Source organism: Thalassomonas sp. M1454, assembly GCF_007097525.1.
Classification (GTDB): Bacteria; Pseudomonadota; Gammaproteobacteria; order Enterobacterales; family Alteromonadaceae; genus Thalassotalea_A.
Window position 1 is genome coordinate 50,827 of the sequence record NZ_VKDD01000008.1, and the last position, 15,817, is coordinate 66,643.

A 15,817-nucleotide genomic window follows, 5' to 3' on the forward strand; every position below is an offset into this window, starting at 1 on the left:
AGGGCTTTATTTTTTAATAATTAATGAGTAAATCTTTTCCTAGCGAGTGCTAATCCAAATAATGCTAGTCCAAAAATTAATAAACTATTCGGCTCAGGAACATCAGGAACACATGGTTCAACACATTGTGGCGTAAATATTTCTTCGCCTGTTGCATACCCTTTAAAGCTGTTTTCGTTATCATCTCCAGTTGCTTGAGCACGTAGACCGAAATAAAAGCCAGAAAGTTTATCTAACGAAAAATCATCGTTATGAAAAGTGAGTTTTATAACATTATTGGAATCAGTTTCAAATGCAAAAAGAACATCCCAATTAACTTGTTCTCCATCTATTTTTAAACCATTAAAGTTTTCATTAGTACTACCTGTAGAATCAGTAAGGAATGAATAATCTGCAAGGGGAGTACCATCATCGTTGAGGTTTAAACTCGCATCTAAATGATCGAACACACCCCAAGAACTCTCATCTTGGAATAGATCAACATAAGTATCTTCAAATTCAAAACCTAAAGCGCCAAGTTTTTCACCTTCTCCTACATTAAAATGTAAGCTAAACCCATCACTATGTTGTGAAGCCGCTATTACAAGCTGTGGAACACCGCTATCATCATCCCCTTCGGTATGAGTCCAATTAAATGTATCAAAGCAAACCCAATTTTCTTGTGAAAAACCATCACAGTTTTCTAAAAAATTACTATGTGCATTAAACGATGCAACTGAAAATATACCAGCAACCAACAATGCTTTTAATCTTAAAAAGTTAACCATAACTAAATCCTTATTGAAAATATAACCTAAGCAGCGAGCAATAGAGTTTGATATTTAATAAGCATAAAGTGGACCATTATTATTAATTTATATTAATACAAATACTTAGCAGAAAACATTGCTTTTATAGGTATGTTGATAATGAAATGTGTAAAAATTTCTGACAAATTTTAAGGTTTATTCTTGACCTTGCTCTTTGGCTTTTATTTCACTTTGTTGAATTCGCCATTTTTGTAGTTCGGCATAGTAATGATCCCAAACACATGGGTTACACGCGCCGCTTTCGCAACATTCGCCATTGCCAGGTTGGGTCGGTTTTTCTAATAATTCGGTCATAACGATAGTCTATTAAGTACTGTTTATTCAATTTTATCTTAAATGTAAATTAATAGAAAAGTGAATTTACTATCAAATCAAATTGGCAATAAAAAACCCTGCATTTGCAGGGTTTGATTAAGATCTGAACCAAGTTCAGGATGACGAGACTAGTGCTTTGTTACTTTATTCGATTTCAGCAAGTTTCTTTTCAAGGTAGTGAATATTTGCACCACCTTTCACAAAACCTGAATCATTCATAATGTCTTCTTGCAAAGCAATATTTGTTTTGATGCCGTCAATAACTAACTCATCTAAAGCGTTTTTCATACGTGCGATAGCAACGTCACGAGTTTCACCGTAAGTTATTAGTTTGCCGATCATTGAATCGTAATGAGGCGGTACTGAGTAATCAGTGTAAATGTGAGAGTCCCAACGTACGCCCATACCACCAGCTGGGTGGAAGCGAGTGATTTTACCCGGTGAAGGGATAAATGTGCGAGGATCTTCAGCATTAATACGACATTCAATTGCATGACCAGTTACTTTAATGTCTTCTTGCTTGATCGTTAGTTTCATACCTGCAGCAACACGTAGTTGCTCTTTGATTAAATCAACGCCAGTTATCATTTCTGTTACTGGATGCTCTACCTGAATACGTGTATTCATTTCGATGAAGTAGAATTCACCGTTTTCAAATAAGAATTCAAAAGTACCTGCACCACGGTAATTGATTTTATTACAAGCATTACAACAGCGCTGACCAATTTCAGCTCGAAGTTCTTCACTAATGCCTGGGGCAGGTGCTTCTTCAACTACTTTTTGGTGACGACGTTGCATTGAACAATCACGCTCTGCTAAATGGATTGCTGAGCCTTGACCATCGGCAAGTACTTGGATTTCAACATGACGTGGGTTTTCAAGGAATTTCTCCATGTAAACCATATCATTATTGAATGTACTTTTAGCTTCAGATTTAGTTAACTGAATGGCTTCAAGTAAGTCGCTTTCTTCACGCACTACACGCATACCACGACCACCACCACCACCAGATGCTTTGATGATTACTGGGTAACCAATACGGCGACCATGAGCAATGTTTGCTGCATCGTCATCTGTAAGAGGGCCATCTGAACCGGGAACACAAGGAACACCAGCTTCTTTCATTGCTGCAATAGCAGAAACCTTATCACCCATTAAGCGGATACTTTCCGCTAAAGGACCAATAAATGCAAAACCAGAATCTTCTACTTGCTCGGCAAAATCAGCATTTTCAGCTAAAAATCCGTAACCAGGATGAATTGCATCGGCATCCGTTACTTCAGCAGCAGTAATTAAACGAGGAATGTTTAAATAGCTGTCTAGAGCTGATGCTTTACCAATACAAATAGTTTCGTCTGCTAATAAAACGTGTTTAAGGTTTTTGTCGGCAGTAGAGTGAACAGCTACGGTTTTAACACCTAGCTCTTTACATGCACGTAAAATACGTAATGCAATTTCGCCACGGTTGGCGATAACTACTTTCTTTAACATGGAATTAACCTTTTCTATTAGGCTTATTCAATTACGAATAGCGGTTGGTCAAATTCAATAGTGTCTTCATTGCTAGCAAGAATTTGTTTAATAACACCAGATTTGTCAGCTTCAATTTGGTTCATCATTTTCATTGCTTCGATAATACATAAAGTATCACCAGCATTTACATGTTGACCAACTTCAGCGAATACTGGCGATTCAGGAGATGCTGCTGCGTAGAAAGTTCCAACCATTGGAGAGCGAACTACGTGACCAGAGATTTGTGCTGGCGCTGAAGTATCTGCTGCCGGAGCTGCAGCTGGAGCAGGTGCTGCTGGAGCCGCCGCTGGAGCAGGTGCTGCTGCATAAGTTACAGGAGCTGCTGCTGTTGCTTGACCACGACTGATTCGAACCGACTCTTCGCCTTCAGAGATCTCTAGCTCATTGATGCCTGACTCTTCAACAAGTTCGATAAGTTTTTTGATTTTACGAATATCCATTATTACACCTTAGTAATGTTTATATTATTTATTTTTGTTCAAGCGTTTTAGCAGCAGACTCTAAGGCATACTCATAGCCTTTTGCTCCTAAACCGCAAATTACCCCTTCAGCTATATCTGAAAGGTAAGAATGCTGGCGAAAAGCTTCACGTTTATGCACATTAGACAAATGAACTTCAATAAAAGGAATGTTTACGGTAAGTAATGCATCTCTTAAAGCTACACTGGTATGAGTAAATGCAGCCGGATTGATAATTATAAAGTCTATTTTTTTATATGCTTGGTGGATCTTTTCAATTAATTCATGTTCTGCATTTGATTGCAGATGATCAATATCTATGTCTAAAGAATTAGCTTTAGCTTTTAATGTTGTAATTATATCTGTTAATGATTGTGAGCCATATATTTCAGGTTCACGTTTGCCTAACATATTTAAATTAGGGCCATTTAACACTAAAACTTTAAACTTTGTCGTCATCTGTAGCCAAATCCTTTGAAATCATTATTATTGATTTTATTATCACACAATCTTTGTTGAGCCGATATGCTACTGTACAAAAAAATCACATGTTTTTTCAAATTCGAGCACATTATAGTCATTTTCGCAGACATTAGCAGTAAAATACTGGTCTAATCAGTGAAGTTGTATTCAAAGTTTTCAAGAAATGGGAATGAAAAAGGGGCTAAGCCCCTTTCTTTAAAAAATTAAAACAAGTGTTTGCTTGTTTATTGTTCTACTTAATAGCTAATTAAACAATTTATTAATATGATCGGTGAACTCTTGCGCACCCATAAAGCCAGTAACTCGATTTTGACTTAGCTCTTGTCCTGATAGATCAAAGAATAAAATAGAAGGTAAACCGAAAACATCAAAATGCGACATGATCTCAACGCTTTCGTCTGAACCAGAGTCCGTTAAATCAATTTGAATTAACACTGTGTTAGCTAATGCTTTTTGTACACTAGCTTTTGGGAATGTATATTTCTCAAACTCTTTACAGGCTATACACCAATCAGCGTATAGGTCGAGCATTACCGTTTTTCCATCATTATTAGCTTTAGCTATTTCTTGGTTTAACTCTTGCAAAGTCCCCACATGAATGAATTCTTGATGTGCTTGGCTTTGCTGCGTCGCAGGGGTTCCAAAAACCGTGTTGTAGGCAAAATTAGCGCCAAAAAACATCATCAAAAATATAATCAAAGATCGAACACCATACCAAATAGTGCCTGGCGATTGACGGTTATCGTTGTTTACCACGTAGAAGTATGTTGCCGTCGCCAATAATAACGCAGACCATAATAAATTGGCTGCTATTTCAGGTATAAAGCGCTCTAATAAGAAAACTGGTACGGCTAATAATAAGAAACCGAAGATGTTCTTGATAACATTCATCCAGTTACCCGCTTTAGGTAATAATTTACCACCTGAACTACCAAGTGCTAATAATGGTAGCCCCATACCTAAACTAAGAACGTATAATGCCGATGCACCAATAACAATATCGCCTGTTTGGGCTATGTAAAGTAGTGCACCTGTTAGAGGTGCTGTTGTACAAGGAGAAGCTACTAAGCCAGATATTGCACCCATAATAAATACAGAAACTATAGAACCGCCTTTTTGGCTATTGCTTAAGTTTGATAGTTTGCTTTGCCAACTTGATGGCAGCGCTAAATTAAACACGCCAAACATAGATAAAGCTAAAAAGATAAACAAAACACTTAGAAAGATTAAAATTGCAGGGTGTTGGAATGCTGCTTGAAATTGAGCACCAGCTAAAGCTACTACTACACCTAACGCTGTGTATGTAATTGCCATGCCCTGTACATAAGACATAGATAATATAAATGCTTTACGGGTGGTGAGTTTGTCCCCTTGGCCAACTATGATACCAGTTAAAATAGGGTACATTGGAAACACACATGGAGTGAAAGAAAGTAAAACACCTAAACCAAAAAATGATATCAAGGTCCAAAATAAACTGCTGCCATCAAGCATAGCTGCAAGCTCGTTTTGTTGGCTTATATCAGCTAAAGGCTCATTACTGTTAGCCGTTGTTGGAGCTTTAGGCTCTGCAGAGATAGCACCTAATATAGCCCCAGCAGTTGAGTTATCGGAACTTAGTTGTGAAAGCGGGATAGATTTTTTAGTTGGAGGGTAACATAAGCCTTTTTCTGCACAGCCTTGGTAAGCTATGGTCAGCTCGGCATTTTTACTAATACTCGCCACAGGAACTGTGAATTTCAATTGCTTGTAATAAACTTCTTGAATACCAAAATACTCGTCTTCGTGCTCCTTACCTTGTGGTAAATTTGGTTGCGTATGTTCAGCACCATTAGTTTTAATAACTAATTTTTCTTTATAAAGGTAGTAGCCATCAGCAATAGCAAAATAAACCTCTACTTGGTCTTTATTCTGATTAAAATCAAATTGAAATGCTTGTTCAACAGGCAAAAATTCATTGTCGTTACTAAATAATGAATCTAAAGAGCTATCAAAAATAGCATCTTGTGCATGAGTTGCTACTGAGCTAAATAAAGCAAAGGTTAGTAATATAAAGCTAAATATTTTGCGCATAAGTTAATCTTTCACCGTATTAGTTATCCAGTTTAAATATAATTCATTACCTTGCTGGATATCCAAAGCAATTATTTCTGCAACATCATACGGATGCAGTTGTTCAATATGTTGTTTTAATTCTGTAAATAATGACGATTTAGTTTTTATAATAAGCATCACTTCGCTGTCTTGTTGAAGTTCGCCTTGCCATTCATATACCGATGTTATGTTGGGCATTATATTAACACAAGCAGCTAGTCGCTTAGTAACTAACTTTTTCGCAATGTTTTGCGCTACTTCATCATTTGGGCAATTTGTTATTACTACTTGATGCATAATATTCCTAAAAGCTTAATTGGATACACCTTAATAAATAACTATATTGCATTATTATGTTATTAAATAGAGGTAAATCTTTCGCCAAGGTTGAAATAGACCCGACAAGCCCAATATATGTTTCATCAATTAAATAAAAGCTTACGCTTTAATTTGGACTATTTATGTTTAAAGTACTTTTTTTACTGTTTATTGCAATGCCTATTGTGGAAATCATGGTACTAATGAAAGTTGGCTCAATCTTTGGTGTATTGCCGACCATAGCCCTAGTTATTCTTACTGCCTGGGCGGGCGCAGCAATGGTAAGACAACAAGGTTTAGCGACATTCCAATCAGTACAAGGCAAATTGAATCAAGGTGAACTACCTTCAGATGAAATTGTTGCCGCCTTATTACTACTGGTTGCAGGCGTTATGTTACTTACTCCAGGCTTTATTACCGATGGTTTTGGCTTACTTCTGCTTTGGCCGGTATCACGTGCAAAAATAGTAAAAATGTTACAGAAGCATTTTGTTGTGGCACAAAGTCGCCGTGGTAATGTGTTTGAAGGACAATTTACTAGCCATTCATTTCATCAACAAAGTTCATTTGATGAACCAAAGGTTAGCCACGACAAACACACTATAGATGGTGAGTTTGAACGCAAAGAGTAACAACTCACACACAAAAACTAGCAATTGGGGATATTTTTTATCTTTACCCTTGAGAGATAAAATTTAATCCCCATTTGTTTACTAACAAAATAATTAATTAATCATTTTATACATATCTGGAGATATTTATGAGCATTCGTCCTTTACACGATCGTGTAATTATTAAACGCAAAGCAGTTGAATCAAAATCTGCAGGCGGAATAGTGTTAACTGGCAGTGCCGCTGAAAAATCAACACGCGGCGAAGTTATCGCTGTAGGTAATGGCCGTATTCTTGAAAACGGTGAAGTACGCGCATTAGACGTAAAAATTGGCGATCAAGTAATTTTCAGTGAAGGCTACGGCATGAAAACTGAAAAAATTGACGGCGAAGAAGTACTAATTCTTAGTGAATCAGACATCTTAGCGATCGTTGAATAATCAAAAATATTTTCATGTCGCTATTTCCATCAAATAGCGACATAGAGCACAAATTAAAAATCATTGCTTAATTGCACTGAAAACAAATCTATAGGAATAAATAAAATGGCTGCAAAAGACGTATTATTTGGTAATGACGCACGTGCAAAAATGCTACGTGGTGTAAATGTTTTAGCTGACGCGGTAAAAGTTACTTTAGGGCCTAAAGGTCGTAACGTTGTTTTAGACAAAAGCTTCGGCGGTCCAACAATCACTAAAGATGGTGTAAGTGTTGCTAAAGAAATCGAACTTGCTGATAAGTTTGAAAACATGGGCGCACAAATGGTTAAAGAAGTTGCTTCTAAAGCCAACGATGAAGCTGGTGACGGTACTACTACTGCAACAGTTTTAGCACAAGCGATTGTTAACGAAGGTTTAAAATCAATTGCTGCAGGTATGAACCCAATGGATCTTAAGCGTGGTATTGACCAAGCTGTAGTTGCTGCAGTTGCTGAGCTTAAAGAATTATCGCAAGCATGTGCTGATAACAAAGCGATTGAGCAAGTAGGTACTATCTCAGCTAACTCTGATAGCACTGTTGGTGAAATTATCGCAACAGCGATGGATAAAGTTGGTACTGAAGGTGTTATCACTGTTGAAGAAGGTCAAGCACTTACAGATGAGCTAGACGTTGTTGAAGGTATGCAGTTTGACCGTGGCTACTTATCTCCTTACTTTATTAATAACCAAGAAAACGGCACAGTTGAATTAGAAAATCCATTCATCTTATTAGTTGATAAGAAAATCTCTAACATTCGTGAATTACTCACTACCCTTGAAGGCGTTGCTAAAGCAGGTAAGCCATTACTAATTATTGCTGAAGACGTTGAAGGTGAAGCATTAGCTACATTAGTTGTAAACAACATGCGTGGTATCGTTAAAGTTGCCGCTGTTAAAGCACCAGGTTTTGGTGACCGCCGTAAAGCAATGTTACAAGACATCGCAACATTAACTGCTGGTACTGTTATCTCTGAAGAAATCGGCATGGAGCTTGAAAAAGCGACATTAGAAGATCTTGGTCAAGCTAAACGTGTTGTGATTTCTAAAGACAACTCAACCATTATTGACGGTATTGGAGAAGACGCTGAAATTAAAGCTCGCGTTGCACAAATTCGCGGTCAAATTGAAGACTCATCTTCTGACTACGATAAAGAAAAACTACAAGAGCGTTTAGCGAAACTTGCTGGTGGTGTTGCCGTAATTAAGATTGGTGCAGCAACTGAAGTTGAAATGAAAGAGAAAAAAGCTCGCGTTGAAGATGCATTACATGCAACTCGTGCAGCCGTTGAAGAAGGTGTTGTTGCCGGTGGTGGTACTGCATTAGTTCGTGTTGCTGATAAGATTAAAAACTTACAAGGCGCAAACGAAGATCAAACTCACGGTATTAACGTTGCACTACGTGCGATGGAAGCGCCTCTTCGTCAAATCGTAACAAACTGTGGTGATGAAGCCTCTGTTGTATTAAACGCAGTACGCAATGGCGAAGGTAACTATGGTTACAACGCTGGTACAAGTGTTTACGGTGATATGTTAGAGATGGGTATCTTAGATCCAACTAAAGTAACTCGTAGCGCATTACAATTTGCAGCATCAGTTGCTGGTTTAATGCTTACTACTGAAGCAATGATTACTGACACTCCTCAAGAAGCTGCTGTAGCTCCTGCAATGCCTGATATGGGTGGCATGGGTGGTATGGGTGGCATGGGCGGTATGATGTAATTTTTGCTGGTCTAAATCAGTTATAGCTGCGTTACTTTACAACTCGTTTAAGAAACACTAAACGTCGTTGTAAAGTGCCTTGCTCTAACGTGATTTATCCTGCGCAAAAAAATACACTTTGCACATCTAGTATCGAATATTAAAAACCTGCTCCGGCAGGTTTTTTGTTTTAGAGCTGTTTTAAATATGGATAGCTGCGTTACTTTACAACTCGTTTAAGAAATACTAAACGTCGTTGTAAAGAGCCTTGCTCTAACATGATTTATCCTGCGCAAAAAAATACACTTTGCACACCTAGTATTGAATAGTAAAAACCTGCTTCGGCAGGTTTTTTGTTTTATATATCAAATACAGAATAATGTATTACCAAAGCTAGCTTGAATCTATGCTTTTGATTCGCTACTGTTTTACTATATTTCCTTATAAATCAAATAATATGACAATCGATAAATTAACACATTCATTTAAATTAATAGATAAAGCTAATAGTGAAGACCCAAATGTTGAGCTTTGCCAAGGTGAGGAATACCCAAAAGAGCTACTTTATAGCTTGCGCATGACTAATACCCTTAATAGTTTTTATCCTGAAGCCGGACAGGCATTACAAGTCGCCGCTAGATGTCAGCATATTTGCCGTTGGCAAATCCCGCGTAATAGCTATGAAATGAACCGCGCAGGATATTTAACATGGCGCCGAGAGTTGAACAAGTTTCATGCTAATAAGGCTGCAGAAATATTACCTCACCTTGAAAATGATGTAATTAATGAAGTTCAGCGCTTGATATTAAAAGCAGATATTAAGAAAGATGCAGATTCTCAGACTTTAGAAGATGTTGTTTGTTTAGTATTTTTGGAATTTTACTTTGCCGATTTTGCTGCCAAGCACACAGATGAAAAAGTAATTAGAATCTTACAAAAAACTTGGCGAAAAATGTCTGAGAAAGCTCATGCTGCAGCATTAAAACTTAACTTTGATGAGGGTAGTAAAACACTAATAACTACCGCTTTATCTTAAGTTATCATTACAGTTTTAATTATATTTTGTTTGGCTACACTTTATAACAGTTTTTATAAACATCTGATGTAAACTGACAGTTAATAACATTTATTGTTAATAAAATAATATTTTTTGGAGTAATAATGAAAGCCATCCGCATAATAACTATTTTTACTGCATTGCTTGCTGTTTCAGCTTGTGTAACCGTTGAAGAAGCGCCAGTGTCTGATAGCCAATTAGTCATTTCAAGTAGTTTTGAAAGAGACATCGAATTAGATGAAAATTCAACGTTTGCTTTTACCCCATTACAAGTAACTGAACATGGTGCTCGCTATCCTGCAATGACTGAAGCGATAGAGCAATTTATGGCTGCCAACTCATTTAAGCAAGTTACACCTGATCAAAACCCAACATTTTATATCGGCTATGTTTTGGAATCTGAAGAGGACATGAGTGATGATCAGCTTGTTGAGTCTTTTGGGCTTAACCCTGGTTTACCGCATTTGCCTGAACTAGACAAAGGTACCTTACTGGTATTTGTTCTTGATGGTCAGTCTAAACAATTTGTTTGGAAGTCTGCAGCGCAAGGCTTTATTTTAGATGAGCAAAATGACGATGAACGTCAGTTACGAATTCAAAATATTGTGAGCGCTACGTTTAATCAATTTATTAACAAGCCATAACAAACAATTACACAATTAAAGAAACTTTTTTAAGCAAGTATCGGTCGTATTTTATACTTAGTAAGTTAGCATCCATAAGTTGTAAAAGAGGTTGTGATGAAAAAATTATTGTTAGTACCTATTGTTTTCGCTGTATCGTGTATTGCTCAAGCACAGGCTGCAACGGTTGATATCGAGTGGTTTGAGCCTGAAAATTATCGAGATATAAAAGTAGCCAATGGTGGTAAAAAAGCCTTTCAAGAGCGTGTATTGAAAGACTTTACAGGTTACTTTACTGAATTAGCGGCAACATTACCTGATAATCAAGTATTAAAGCTTAAAGTAACCGATATAGACCTTGCTGGTGATATTAAGTATATGGTTGGCCCAAACAATCAAAGTATGCGAGTTATTACCGATTTGTACTTTCCCCGCATGAAGTTCAGTTATCAATTAACTGAAAACGGTGAAGTAATTCAAGCTGGTGACGAAAATATTAAAGATATGGGCTTTAATATGAGTAGCATTCATCATAATAGTGAAAGTTTTTATTATGAAAAAGAGATGATAGAAGACTGGTTTAAAGACACTTTTAAACAAGATTAAGTTATTTCTAAAAAATCAATAAACCTGAAGCCTAATGTTATGCATTAGGCTTTTTATTTTTTAGTGTCCCGTCCTGAAATAGCTTTACTGCCAGCGATACGCCCATGCAATAGCAAATACATCAGAATCATTACCGCGTTTGGTGGTAACCCCAGTATTGGCTAAAAACTTAATGCTATGTTGGCTTGATAAAGCTAAAGAATATGTAATTCCTGCTCTATAGTTTCCTGCTTTATTAGATTTTTGTACGCCATCAACATGGGTATCACCACCCCAAAAATAATTGGCATTGAGTGCTATCCATTGACCTGGAGATATATCGTAGATCAAATGAGATTGAATATTATAAATGTTGTCTTGCTTTAATGTTTGGGTATACAGATAATCATCATTATCGGAGAAAATTTTAACCGAAGCGGATAAATCAAGCTCCCAAGGACCATGTGGGATCGACATACCAATTTCAGGCTTTACAAACCATCGATTAGCACCAACATTAAACACGTATTGCTTTTCATACTCTCCTGTTGGAATACTAACTTGTAGGCTAGTACCTACCACTATACCTTTTGGTTGTTTTACATATTCAGCTAAGCTTTTTGCTTTTGCGCCATAAAAGTTGTAGTTCAAGCGAATACGGGTATCTGTTAGACCACAAAAACTGCGCTCAATATACTCACCTTGTAAAATTGCATCACCATCTGCGCATGCCTGCCCTTGGTTAATATCAAACTTAGTTGAGTTACCAAACAATGAAAATGTTCTAGCATAAGCTAATGCCGGGCCATGAATTTGAAGGTTTAGGTTTTCAATGGGAACTTCTGGTGATGTATAAACATCACCATCGGTATAAACGTATAAAGCACCCAAAAAATTCTGCCCTGTTGGCAAATCAACGTATGATCTTGGGTCAAGCTCTTGCGCTGTTAAGGTGAAAGGTAGAAGTGCGCATGTTAAGTAAATAGTTTTTATTATGTTTTTCAGCAAGGCTGTACCCTGAAATGTATTTAAACTCTATTTACATTTAAACATATTTTTAACTATTTTGAGGAGTGTTATTTTCGTAATGGCTTTCAAATTCAGTTAATACTTTATAAAGCTGCTCAATTTTTTTGACTATAGGTGCTAAAAGCTGGTTATCTAAGGTTTTTTGCCATGCCATTAAGTCATCTGCCACTTCGGCAATATAAGGTTGGAATGTATTTGCACTGCAGGTAAATACTGAATCTTTAGGAAAAATAGCACTAAAGTTACCTGCTTTATGCTGGCGCATTTCAAGTAATGCGCTATCGGCAACAATTGAGCGCTTTAATAATTTAGAAATATTATCAATAAGTTGTTGTTCAACATTTTTAGTCATAAGTTTTGTCTATCTAAGGTTAAAATAACGAAATATGTCGTTATTATGCCAAATTAAGTGGTGTTTTGTTAGCCTCACCCGCATTTTCTCTAACAAACTTGGGCATTAAAAAGCCGGGTAAGGTTGACATCATTTGCTTAGCAATTTGCTTTGCTCTGTCTTCGCTTACATCAAAATGAGCTGCTCCCAATACCTTATCTAATACATGTATGTAATAAGGTTGAATGCCATTATCAAATAACTTTTCAGATAATAAACATAATGTTTGTGCATCATCATTGATACCTCTTAGTAAAACACTTTGATTTAATAATGGGATCTTAGCTTTTTTCAAAAGCTCTGTTGCTTGTATAAAGCTGTCATCAATTTCGTTTGGATGATTAATATGAAATACCATTACCGACTTCAATCGAGTGTTATTTAGCGTATCGCATAAACTTTTAGTAATACGCTGTGGGATAACTACTGGCAAGCGAGTATGAATTCTTAACCGCTGTAGGTGGGGGATTTGTTCTAGCTGAGCAACAAGCCATGCTAAGTGCTCATCATTAGCCATCAAAGGGTCGCCGCCACTAAAAATAACTTCATTTATCTCACTATGCTGCGCTATGTAATTTAGCGCTTGTTGCCACCTTATTTTATTTGGGCTGTTATCTTCATAAGGAAAATGACGACGAAAGCAATACCGGCAATTTACCGCACAACCTGATTTTACAATCATTAGCACACGATGCTTGTATTTATGCAGTAAACCTTCTGCAACTGTTTCGTGTTCTTCTAACGGGTCGCTAGAGTAGCCTACAGTTTGTTCAAACTCTGAATTTAAAGGCATTACTTGTGCAAGCAGAGGGTCATTTATATCGCCTTGTTTCATTTTTGCGATGAAAGGTTTAGGTACACGTACAGGGAAAAGCTTGCGAGCATTAAAATGTTGCTCGTATGTTTTGCTATCGATATCTAACAGAGACAGCAATTCTTTTGGGTCTGTAACTACATTAGCAAGTTCTTTTTGCCAAGAATTTTGCCAAGAACAGTGCAAATCATCTTCAATTTGGGTTATTATTTGCGACATTAATTAATCTCTGCTTACTATCGTTTTTCGTACTTACGAATCTATAAACGAATATTAATACATAAGCGCTCACTAATACATAAGAGAACACTATGGCTAACTTTAGCACTAACGAATTTAAAAACGGTCTTAAATTAATGATCGATGGCGAACCATGTAACATTTTAGAAAATGAAACTGTAAAACCAGGTAAAGGCCAAGCGTTTAATCGTATCAAAATCCGTAAGTTAATCTCTGGTAAAGTTATCGAAAAAACATACAAATCAGGTGAGTCTGTTGAAGGCGCAGATGTAATGGAAACTGACTTAGCTTACCTATACAACGATGGTGAGTTCTGGCACTTCATGAATAACGCAACGTTTGAACAAATTGGTGCCGATGCAAAAGCTGTAGGCGATAGCGTAAAGTGGCTTAAAGAAGGCGATGAGTGTGTAATCACACTTTGGAATGGTAGCCCTATCACAGTTACTCCACCAAACTTTGTAGAACTTGAAGTAGTTGAAACTGATCCTGGCCTTAAAGGTGATACTGCTGGTACTGGTGGTAAACCTGCTACATTAAATACAGGTGCGGTTGTACGTGTGCCACTGTTTATCCAAATTGGTGAAATAGTTAAAGTTGATACCCGTACTGGTGAATACGTTTCACGTGCAGGTAAGTAATTAATATTTTCATACCGATTTGATTGGTATAGATTATTGTATGAAAGGGAGCTTATGCTCCCTTAATTTTTTTAAATGCATCAAAGAGTTGGAAAAGTATGAGCTGGCAACCAAGCGCAAGTATTAGTAATTTAAAATCGCGAGCAGCCATTTTAGCTAAAATTAGAAAATTCTTTGCTGAAAAAGATGTGCTCGAAGTTGATACCCAAGCAATGTCGTCGGCGACAGTGTCAGACTTACACTTAGTGAGTTTTGAAACCCGATTTAATGACGCCGGAGCATCAGCACAAAGTGGCAAGACCCTTTATCTACAGACCTCTCCTGAATATGCAATGAAACGCTTATTAGCAGCCGGCAGTGGTCCTATATATCAAATATGTAAAGCATTTCGTAATGAAGAGTCGGGTAGGTACCATAACCCTGAATTCACTATGCTGGAATGGTATCGTCCTGGTTTTGATCATTTTAAACTGATGGCTGAACTTTCAGACTTGATGCAACTTATTTTAAATTGTGAAAAAGCTGAGTCATTTAGTTATCAACAAGCATTTATGCAATTTACCGGTGTCGACCCGTTAACTAGTTCATTAGAAGAGTTAAAACAGTTGATCTTAGCTCGTAACTTGTCAGCCGACTGGGCGCAAACTGAAACCAATAAAGATACATTATTACAATATATTTTTATGGAGTTAGTTGAAACTAATATTGGTAAACAAGCGCCGTGCTTTATTTACAATTTCCCAGCAAGCCAAGCATCTTTAGCAAAGATTAGCTCTGTAGATGAGCGAGTAGCCGAGCGTTTTGAGTTATATTATCAGGGGATGGAACTAGCGAATGGTTTCCATGAGTTAACGGATGCCACTGAGCAGCTAAAGCGTTTTCAAGCAGATAACAAACTGCGATTAGAAAATGACTTGCCTGAAAAAGCAATTGATCAAAACCTTATTTCAGCATTGGAGTCGGGCATTCCAACATGTGCAGGAGTCGCATTAGGTATTGATAGATTGGTGATGATTGCAGTAAAGGCGGAAAAAATTAGCGATGTAATTGCATTTCCTGTTAACAGAGCGTAACAAAAAATAAATGTTATACTATATCATGTGTGATATTATCACTTTTTTATATATTAGTACTTCGAGATAGATAACATGTTAGATAGGTTAGGCATTACAGCAACATCAATTTGCGCTCTGCACTGTATACTGCTGCCAGTACTTTTACCTATACTTTCTCTTTTTGGTTTGGAATTTTTAGCCAGTCATGAATCTGAACACATGTTTTTATTTGGCACGCTTATATTAGGTTCTATCGCTTTATTCTCAGGTTTCAAACGCTATCACCGTAAACTATACCCATTCTTTCTATTATTCTTAGGTGGTTTTATTTATTGGCACAAACATAGTGTCGATGAGGCGCTTGAACCAATTATGATTGTTGCCGGCGCTGCTTTGTTAGTTGCAGCTCACTTGGTAAACCTCAAGCTTTGTAATAATTGCCGTACTTGTGAAGATCACGGCTGTTCAACACCTAATGCCTAAACTTATACAAATAAACTAGAAAAAATATGCCGTCTGCCCGTCACGTTTTAGACGGGAGCTCCATCAGCGCATTGGTAATTTACTCAGTGCAAAGCTAAAT

At 37.1% G+C, this 15,817-nt stretch carries 19 protein-coding genes; 9 read left to right on the plus strand and 10 right to left on the minus strand.

The window, feature by feature from the left end:
* Window positions 1-20 precede the first annotated feature (20 nt).
* The 7 genes from FNN08_RS14845 to cutA form a co-directional block, all read right to left on the minus strand.
* Window positions 21-767, minus strand: coding sequence for a PEP-CTERM sorting domain-containing protein (locus FNN08_RS14845; RefSeq protein ID WP_143587179.1), 747 nt, complete (start codon window positions 765-767; stop codon window positions 21-23).
* A 177-nt stretch (window positions 768-944) separates the two neighbouring features.
* Window positions 945-1,103, minus strand: a complete 159-nt coding sequence (locus FNN08_RS14850) for an oxidoreductase-like domain-containing protein (RefSeq protein WP_143587180.1) — start codon at window positions 1,101-1,103, stop codon at window positions 945-947.
* A gap of 165 nt (window positions 1,104-1,268) precedes the next feature.
* Complete coding sequence (gene accC, locus FNN08_RS14855) at window positions 1,269-2,615, minus strand: acetyl-CoA carboxylase biotin carboxylase subunit (protein ID WP_143587182.1); 1,347 nt, start codon at window positions 2,613-2,615, stop codon at window positions 1,269-1,271.
* 23 nt (window positions 2,616-2,638) lie between these two features.
* A complete protein-coding gene (gene accB / locus FNN08_RS14860; protein WP_143587184.1) occupies window positions 2,639-3,097 on the minus strand; it encodes an acetyl-CoA carboxylase biotin carboxyl carrier protein in 459 nt (152 codons plus the stop codon).
* A 28-nt stretch (window positions 3,098-3,125) separates the two neighbouring features.
* Window positions 3,126-3,575, minus strand: a complete 450-nt coding sequence (gene aroQ / locus FNN08_RS14865) for a type II 3-dehydroquinate dehydratase (protein ID WP_143587186.1) — start codon at window positions 3,573-3,575, stop codon at window positions 3,126-3,128.
* A 267-nt stretch (window positions 3,576-3,842) separates the two neighbouring features.
* Window positions 3,843-5,672 (minus strand): protein-disulfide reductase DsbD, encoded by a 1,830-nt coding sequence (locus FNN08_RS14870; protein ID WP_143587188.1) that lies wholly within the window; start codon window positions 5,670-5,672, stop codon window positions 3,843-3,845.
* A 3-nt stretch (window positions 5,673-5,675) separates the two neighbouring features.
* The gene (cutA, locus tag FNN08_RS14875) at window positions 5,676-5,990 is read right to left on the minus strand and encodes a divalent-cation tolerance protein CutA (protein ID WP_143587190.1); all 315 of its coding nucleotides are present in this window, start codon (window positions 5,988-5,990) and stop codon (window positions 5,676-5,678) included.
* Window positions 5,991-6,154: 164 nt separating this feature from the next.
* Between cutA and FNN08_RS14880 the strand changes: the two genes are divergently transcribed.
* The 6 genes from FNN08_RS14880 (at window position 6,155) to FNN08_RS14905 (ending at window position 11,085) form a co-directional block, all read left to right on the plus strand.
* A complete protein-coding gene (locus tag FNN08_RS14880; RefSeq protein ID WP_143587192.1) occupies window positions 6,155-6,643 on the plus strand; it encodes an FxsA family protein in 489 nt (162 codons plus the stop codon).
* A 128-nt stretch (window positions 6,644-6,771) separates the two neighbouring features.
* Window positions 6,772-7,062, plus strand: coding sequence for a co-chaperone GroES (locus tag FNN08_RS14885; RefSeq protein WP_143587194.1), 291 nt, complete (start codon window positions 6,772-6,774; stop codon window positions 7,060-7,062).
* Between the two features lie 105 nt (window positions 7,063-7,167).
* Window positions 7,168-8,820 (plus strand): chaperonin GroEL, encoded by a 1,653-nt coding sequence (gene groL / locus FNN08_RS14890; protein WP_143587196.1) that lies wholly within the window; start codon window positions 7,168-7,170, stop codon window positions 8,818-8,820.
* Window positions 8,821-9,256: 436 nt separating this feature from the next.
* Window positions 9,257-9,835, plus strand: a complete 579-nt coding sequence (locus FNN08_RS14895; RefSeq protein WP_143587198.1) for a DUF4202 domain-containing protein — start codon at window positions 9,257-9,259, stop codon at window positions 9,833-9,835.
* A 125-nt stretch (window positions 9,836-9,960) separates the two neighbouring features.
* Window positions 9,961-10,500 (plus strand): DUF4136 domain-containing protein, encoded by a 540-nt coding sequence (locus FNN08_RS14900; protein WP_143587200.1) that lies wholly within the window; start codon window positions 9,961-9,963, stop codon window positions 10,498-10,500.
* Window positions 10,501-10,596: 96 nt separating this feature from the next.
* Window positions 10,597-11,085, plus strand: coding sequence for a DUF3016 domain-containing protein (locus FNN08_RS14905; protein WP_143587202.1), 489 nt, complete (start codon window positions 10,597-10,599; stop codon window positions 11,083-11,085).
* 84 nt (window positions 11,086-11,169) lie between these two features.
* Here FNN08_RS14905 and FNN08_RS14910 read toward each other — a convergent pair whose 3' ends face one another.
* Genes FNN08_RS14910 through epmB form a run of 3 tightly spaced genes read right to left on the minus strand, consistent with a single transcriptional unit; the run spans window position 11,170 to window position 13,517 of the window.
* Window positions 11,170-12,072 (minus strand): transporter, encoded by a 903-nt coding sequence (locus tag FNN08_RS14910; protein ID WP_143587204.1) that lies wholly within the window; start codon window positions 12,070-12,072, stop codon window positions 11,170-11,172.
* A gap of 49 nt (window positions 12,073-12,121) precedes the next feature.
* Window positions 12,122-12,445 (minus strand): hypothetical protein, encoded by a 324-nt coding sequence (locus FNN08_RS14915; RefSeq protein ID WP_143587206.1) that lies wholly within the window; start codon window positions 12,443-12,445, stop codon window positions 12,122-12,124.
* Window positions 12,446-12,488: 43 nt separating this feature from the next.
* Complete coding sequence (gene epmB, locus FNN08_RS14920) at window positions 12,489-13,517, minus strand: EF-P beta-lysylation protein EpmB (RefSeq protein WP_143587208.1); 1,029 nt, start codon at window positions 13,515-13,517, stop codon at window positions 12,489-12,491.
* Window positions 13,518-13,609: 92 nt separating this feature from the next.
* On the opposite strand from epmB, the gene efp reads away from it, so the two are divergent.
* From efp to FNN08_RS14935, 3 genes are all read left to right on the plus strand, one after another.
* Window positions 13,610-14,179, plus strand: a complete 570-nt coding sequence (gene efp, locus FNN08_RS14925) for an elongation factor P (protein WP_143587210.1) — start codon at window positions 13,610-13,612, stop codon at window positions 14,177-14,179.
* A gap of 98 nt (window positions 14,180-14,277) precedes the next feature.
* Window positions 14,278-15,252, plus strand: coding sequence for an elongation factor P--(R)-beta-lysine ligase (gene epmA, locus FNN08_RS14930; RefSeq protein WP_143587212.1), 975 nt, complete (start codon window positions 14,278-14,280; stop codon window positions 15,250-15,252).
* 75 nt (window positions 15,253-15,327) lie between these two features.
* Window positions 15,328-15,717: a MerC domain-containing protein gene (locus tag FNN08_RS14935; RefSeq protein WP_143587213.1), complete on the plus strand. Its 390-nt coding sequence runs from the start codon at window positions 15,328-15,330 to the stop codon at window positions 15,715-15,717.
* The last annotated feature ends 100 nt before the right edge of the window (window positions 15,718-15,817 follow it).

Bases quoted from the DNA above. Each gene is read 5' to 3' on its own strand.
- FNN08_RS14900 (WP_143587200.1), top strand. From the start codon at position 9,961: ATGAAAGCCATCCGCATAATAACTATTTTTACTGCATTGCTTGCTGTT.
- FNN08_RS14895 (WP_143587198.1), top strand. From the start codon at position 9,257: ATGACAATCGATAAATTAACACATTCATTTAAATTAATAGATAAAGCT.
- FNN08_RS14885 (WP_143587194.1), top strand. From the start codon at position 6,772: ATGAGCATTCGTCCTTTACACGATCGTGTAATTATTAAACGCAAAGCA.
- groL (WP_143587196.1), top strand. From the start codon at position 7,168: ATGGCTGCAAAAGACGTATTATTTGGTAATGACGCACGTGCAAAAATG.
- accC (WP_143587182.1), bottom strand. From the start codon at position 2,615: ATGTTAAAGAAAGTAGTTATCGCCAACCGTGGCGAAATTGCATTACGT.
- FNN08_RS14915 (WP_143587206.1), bottom strand. From the start codon at position 12,445: ATGACTAAAAATGTTGAACAACAACTTATTGATAATATTTCTAAATTA.
- FNN08_RS14845 (WP_143587179.1), bottom strand. From the start codon at position 767: ATGGTTAACTTTTTAAGATTAAAAGCATTGTTGGTTGCTGGTATATTT.
- accB (WP_143587184.1), bottom strand. From the start codon at position 3,097: ATGGATATTCGTAAAATCAAAAAACTTATCGAACTTGTTGAAGAGTCA.
- cutA (WP_143587190.1), bottom strand. From the start codon at position 5,990: ATGCATCAAGTAGTAATAACAAATTGCCCAAATGATGAAGTAGCGCAA.
- FNN08_RS14850 (WP_143587180.1), bottom strand. From the start codon at position 1,103: ATGACCGAATTATTAGAAAAACCGACCCAACCTGGCAATGGCGAATGT.
- efp (WP_143587210.1), top strand. From the start codon at position 13,610: ATGGCTAACTTTAGCACTAACGAATTTAAAAACGGTCTTAAATTAATG.
- epmB (WP_143587208.1), bottom strand. From the start codon at position 13,517: ATGTCGCAAATAATAACCCAAATTGAAGATGATTTGCACTGTTCTTGG.
- epmA (WP_143587212.1), top strand. From the start codon at position 14,278: ATGAGCTGGCAACCAAGCGCAAGTATTAGTAATTTAAAATCGCGAGCA.
- FNN08_RS14905 (WP_143587202.1), top strand. From the start codon at position 10,597: ATGAAAAAATTATTGTTAGTACCTATTGTTTTCGCTGTATCGTGTATT.
- FNN08_RS14935 (WP_143587213.1), top strand. From the start codon at position 15,328: ATGTTAGATAGGTTAGGCATTACAGCAACATCAATTTGCGCTCTGCAC.
- FNN08_RS14880 (WP_143587192.1), top strand. From the start codon at position 6,155: ATGTTTAAAGTACTTTTTTTACTGTTTATTGCAATGCCTATTGTGGAA.
- FNN08_RS14870 (WP_143587188.1), bottom strand. From the start codon at position 5,672: ATGCGCAAAATATTTAGCTTTATATTACTAACCTTTGCTTTATTTAGC.
- aroQ (WP_143587186.1), bottom strand. From the start codon at position 3,575: ATGACGACAAAGTTTAAAGTTTTAGTGTTAAATGGCCCTAATTTAAAT.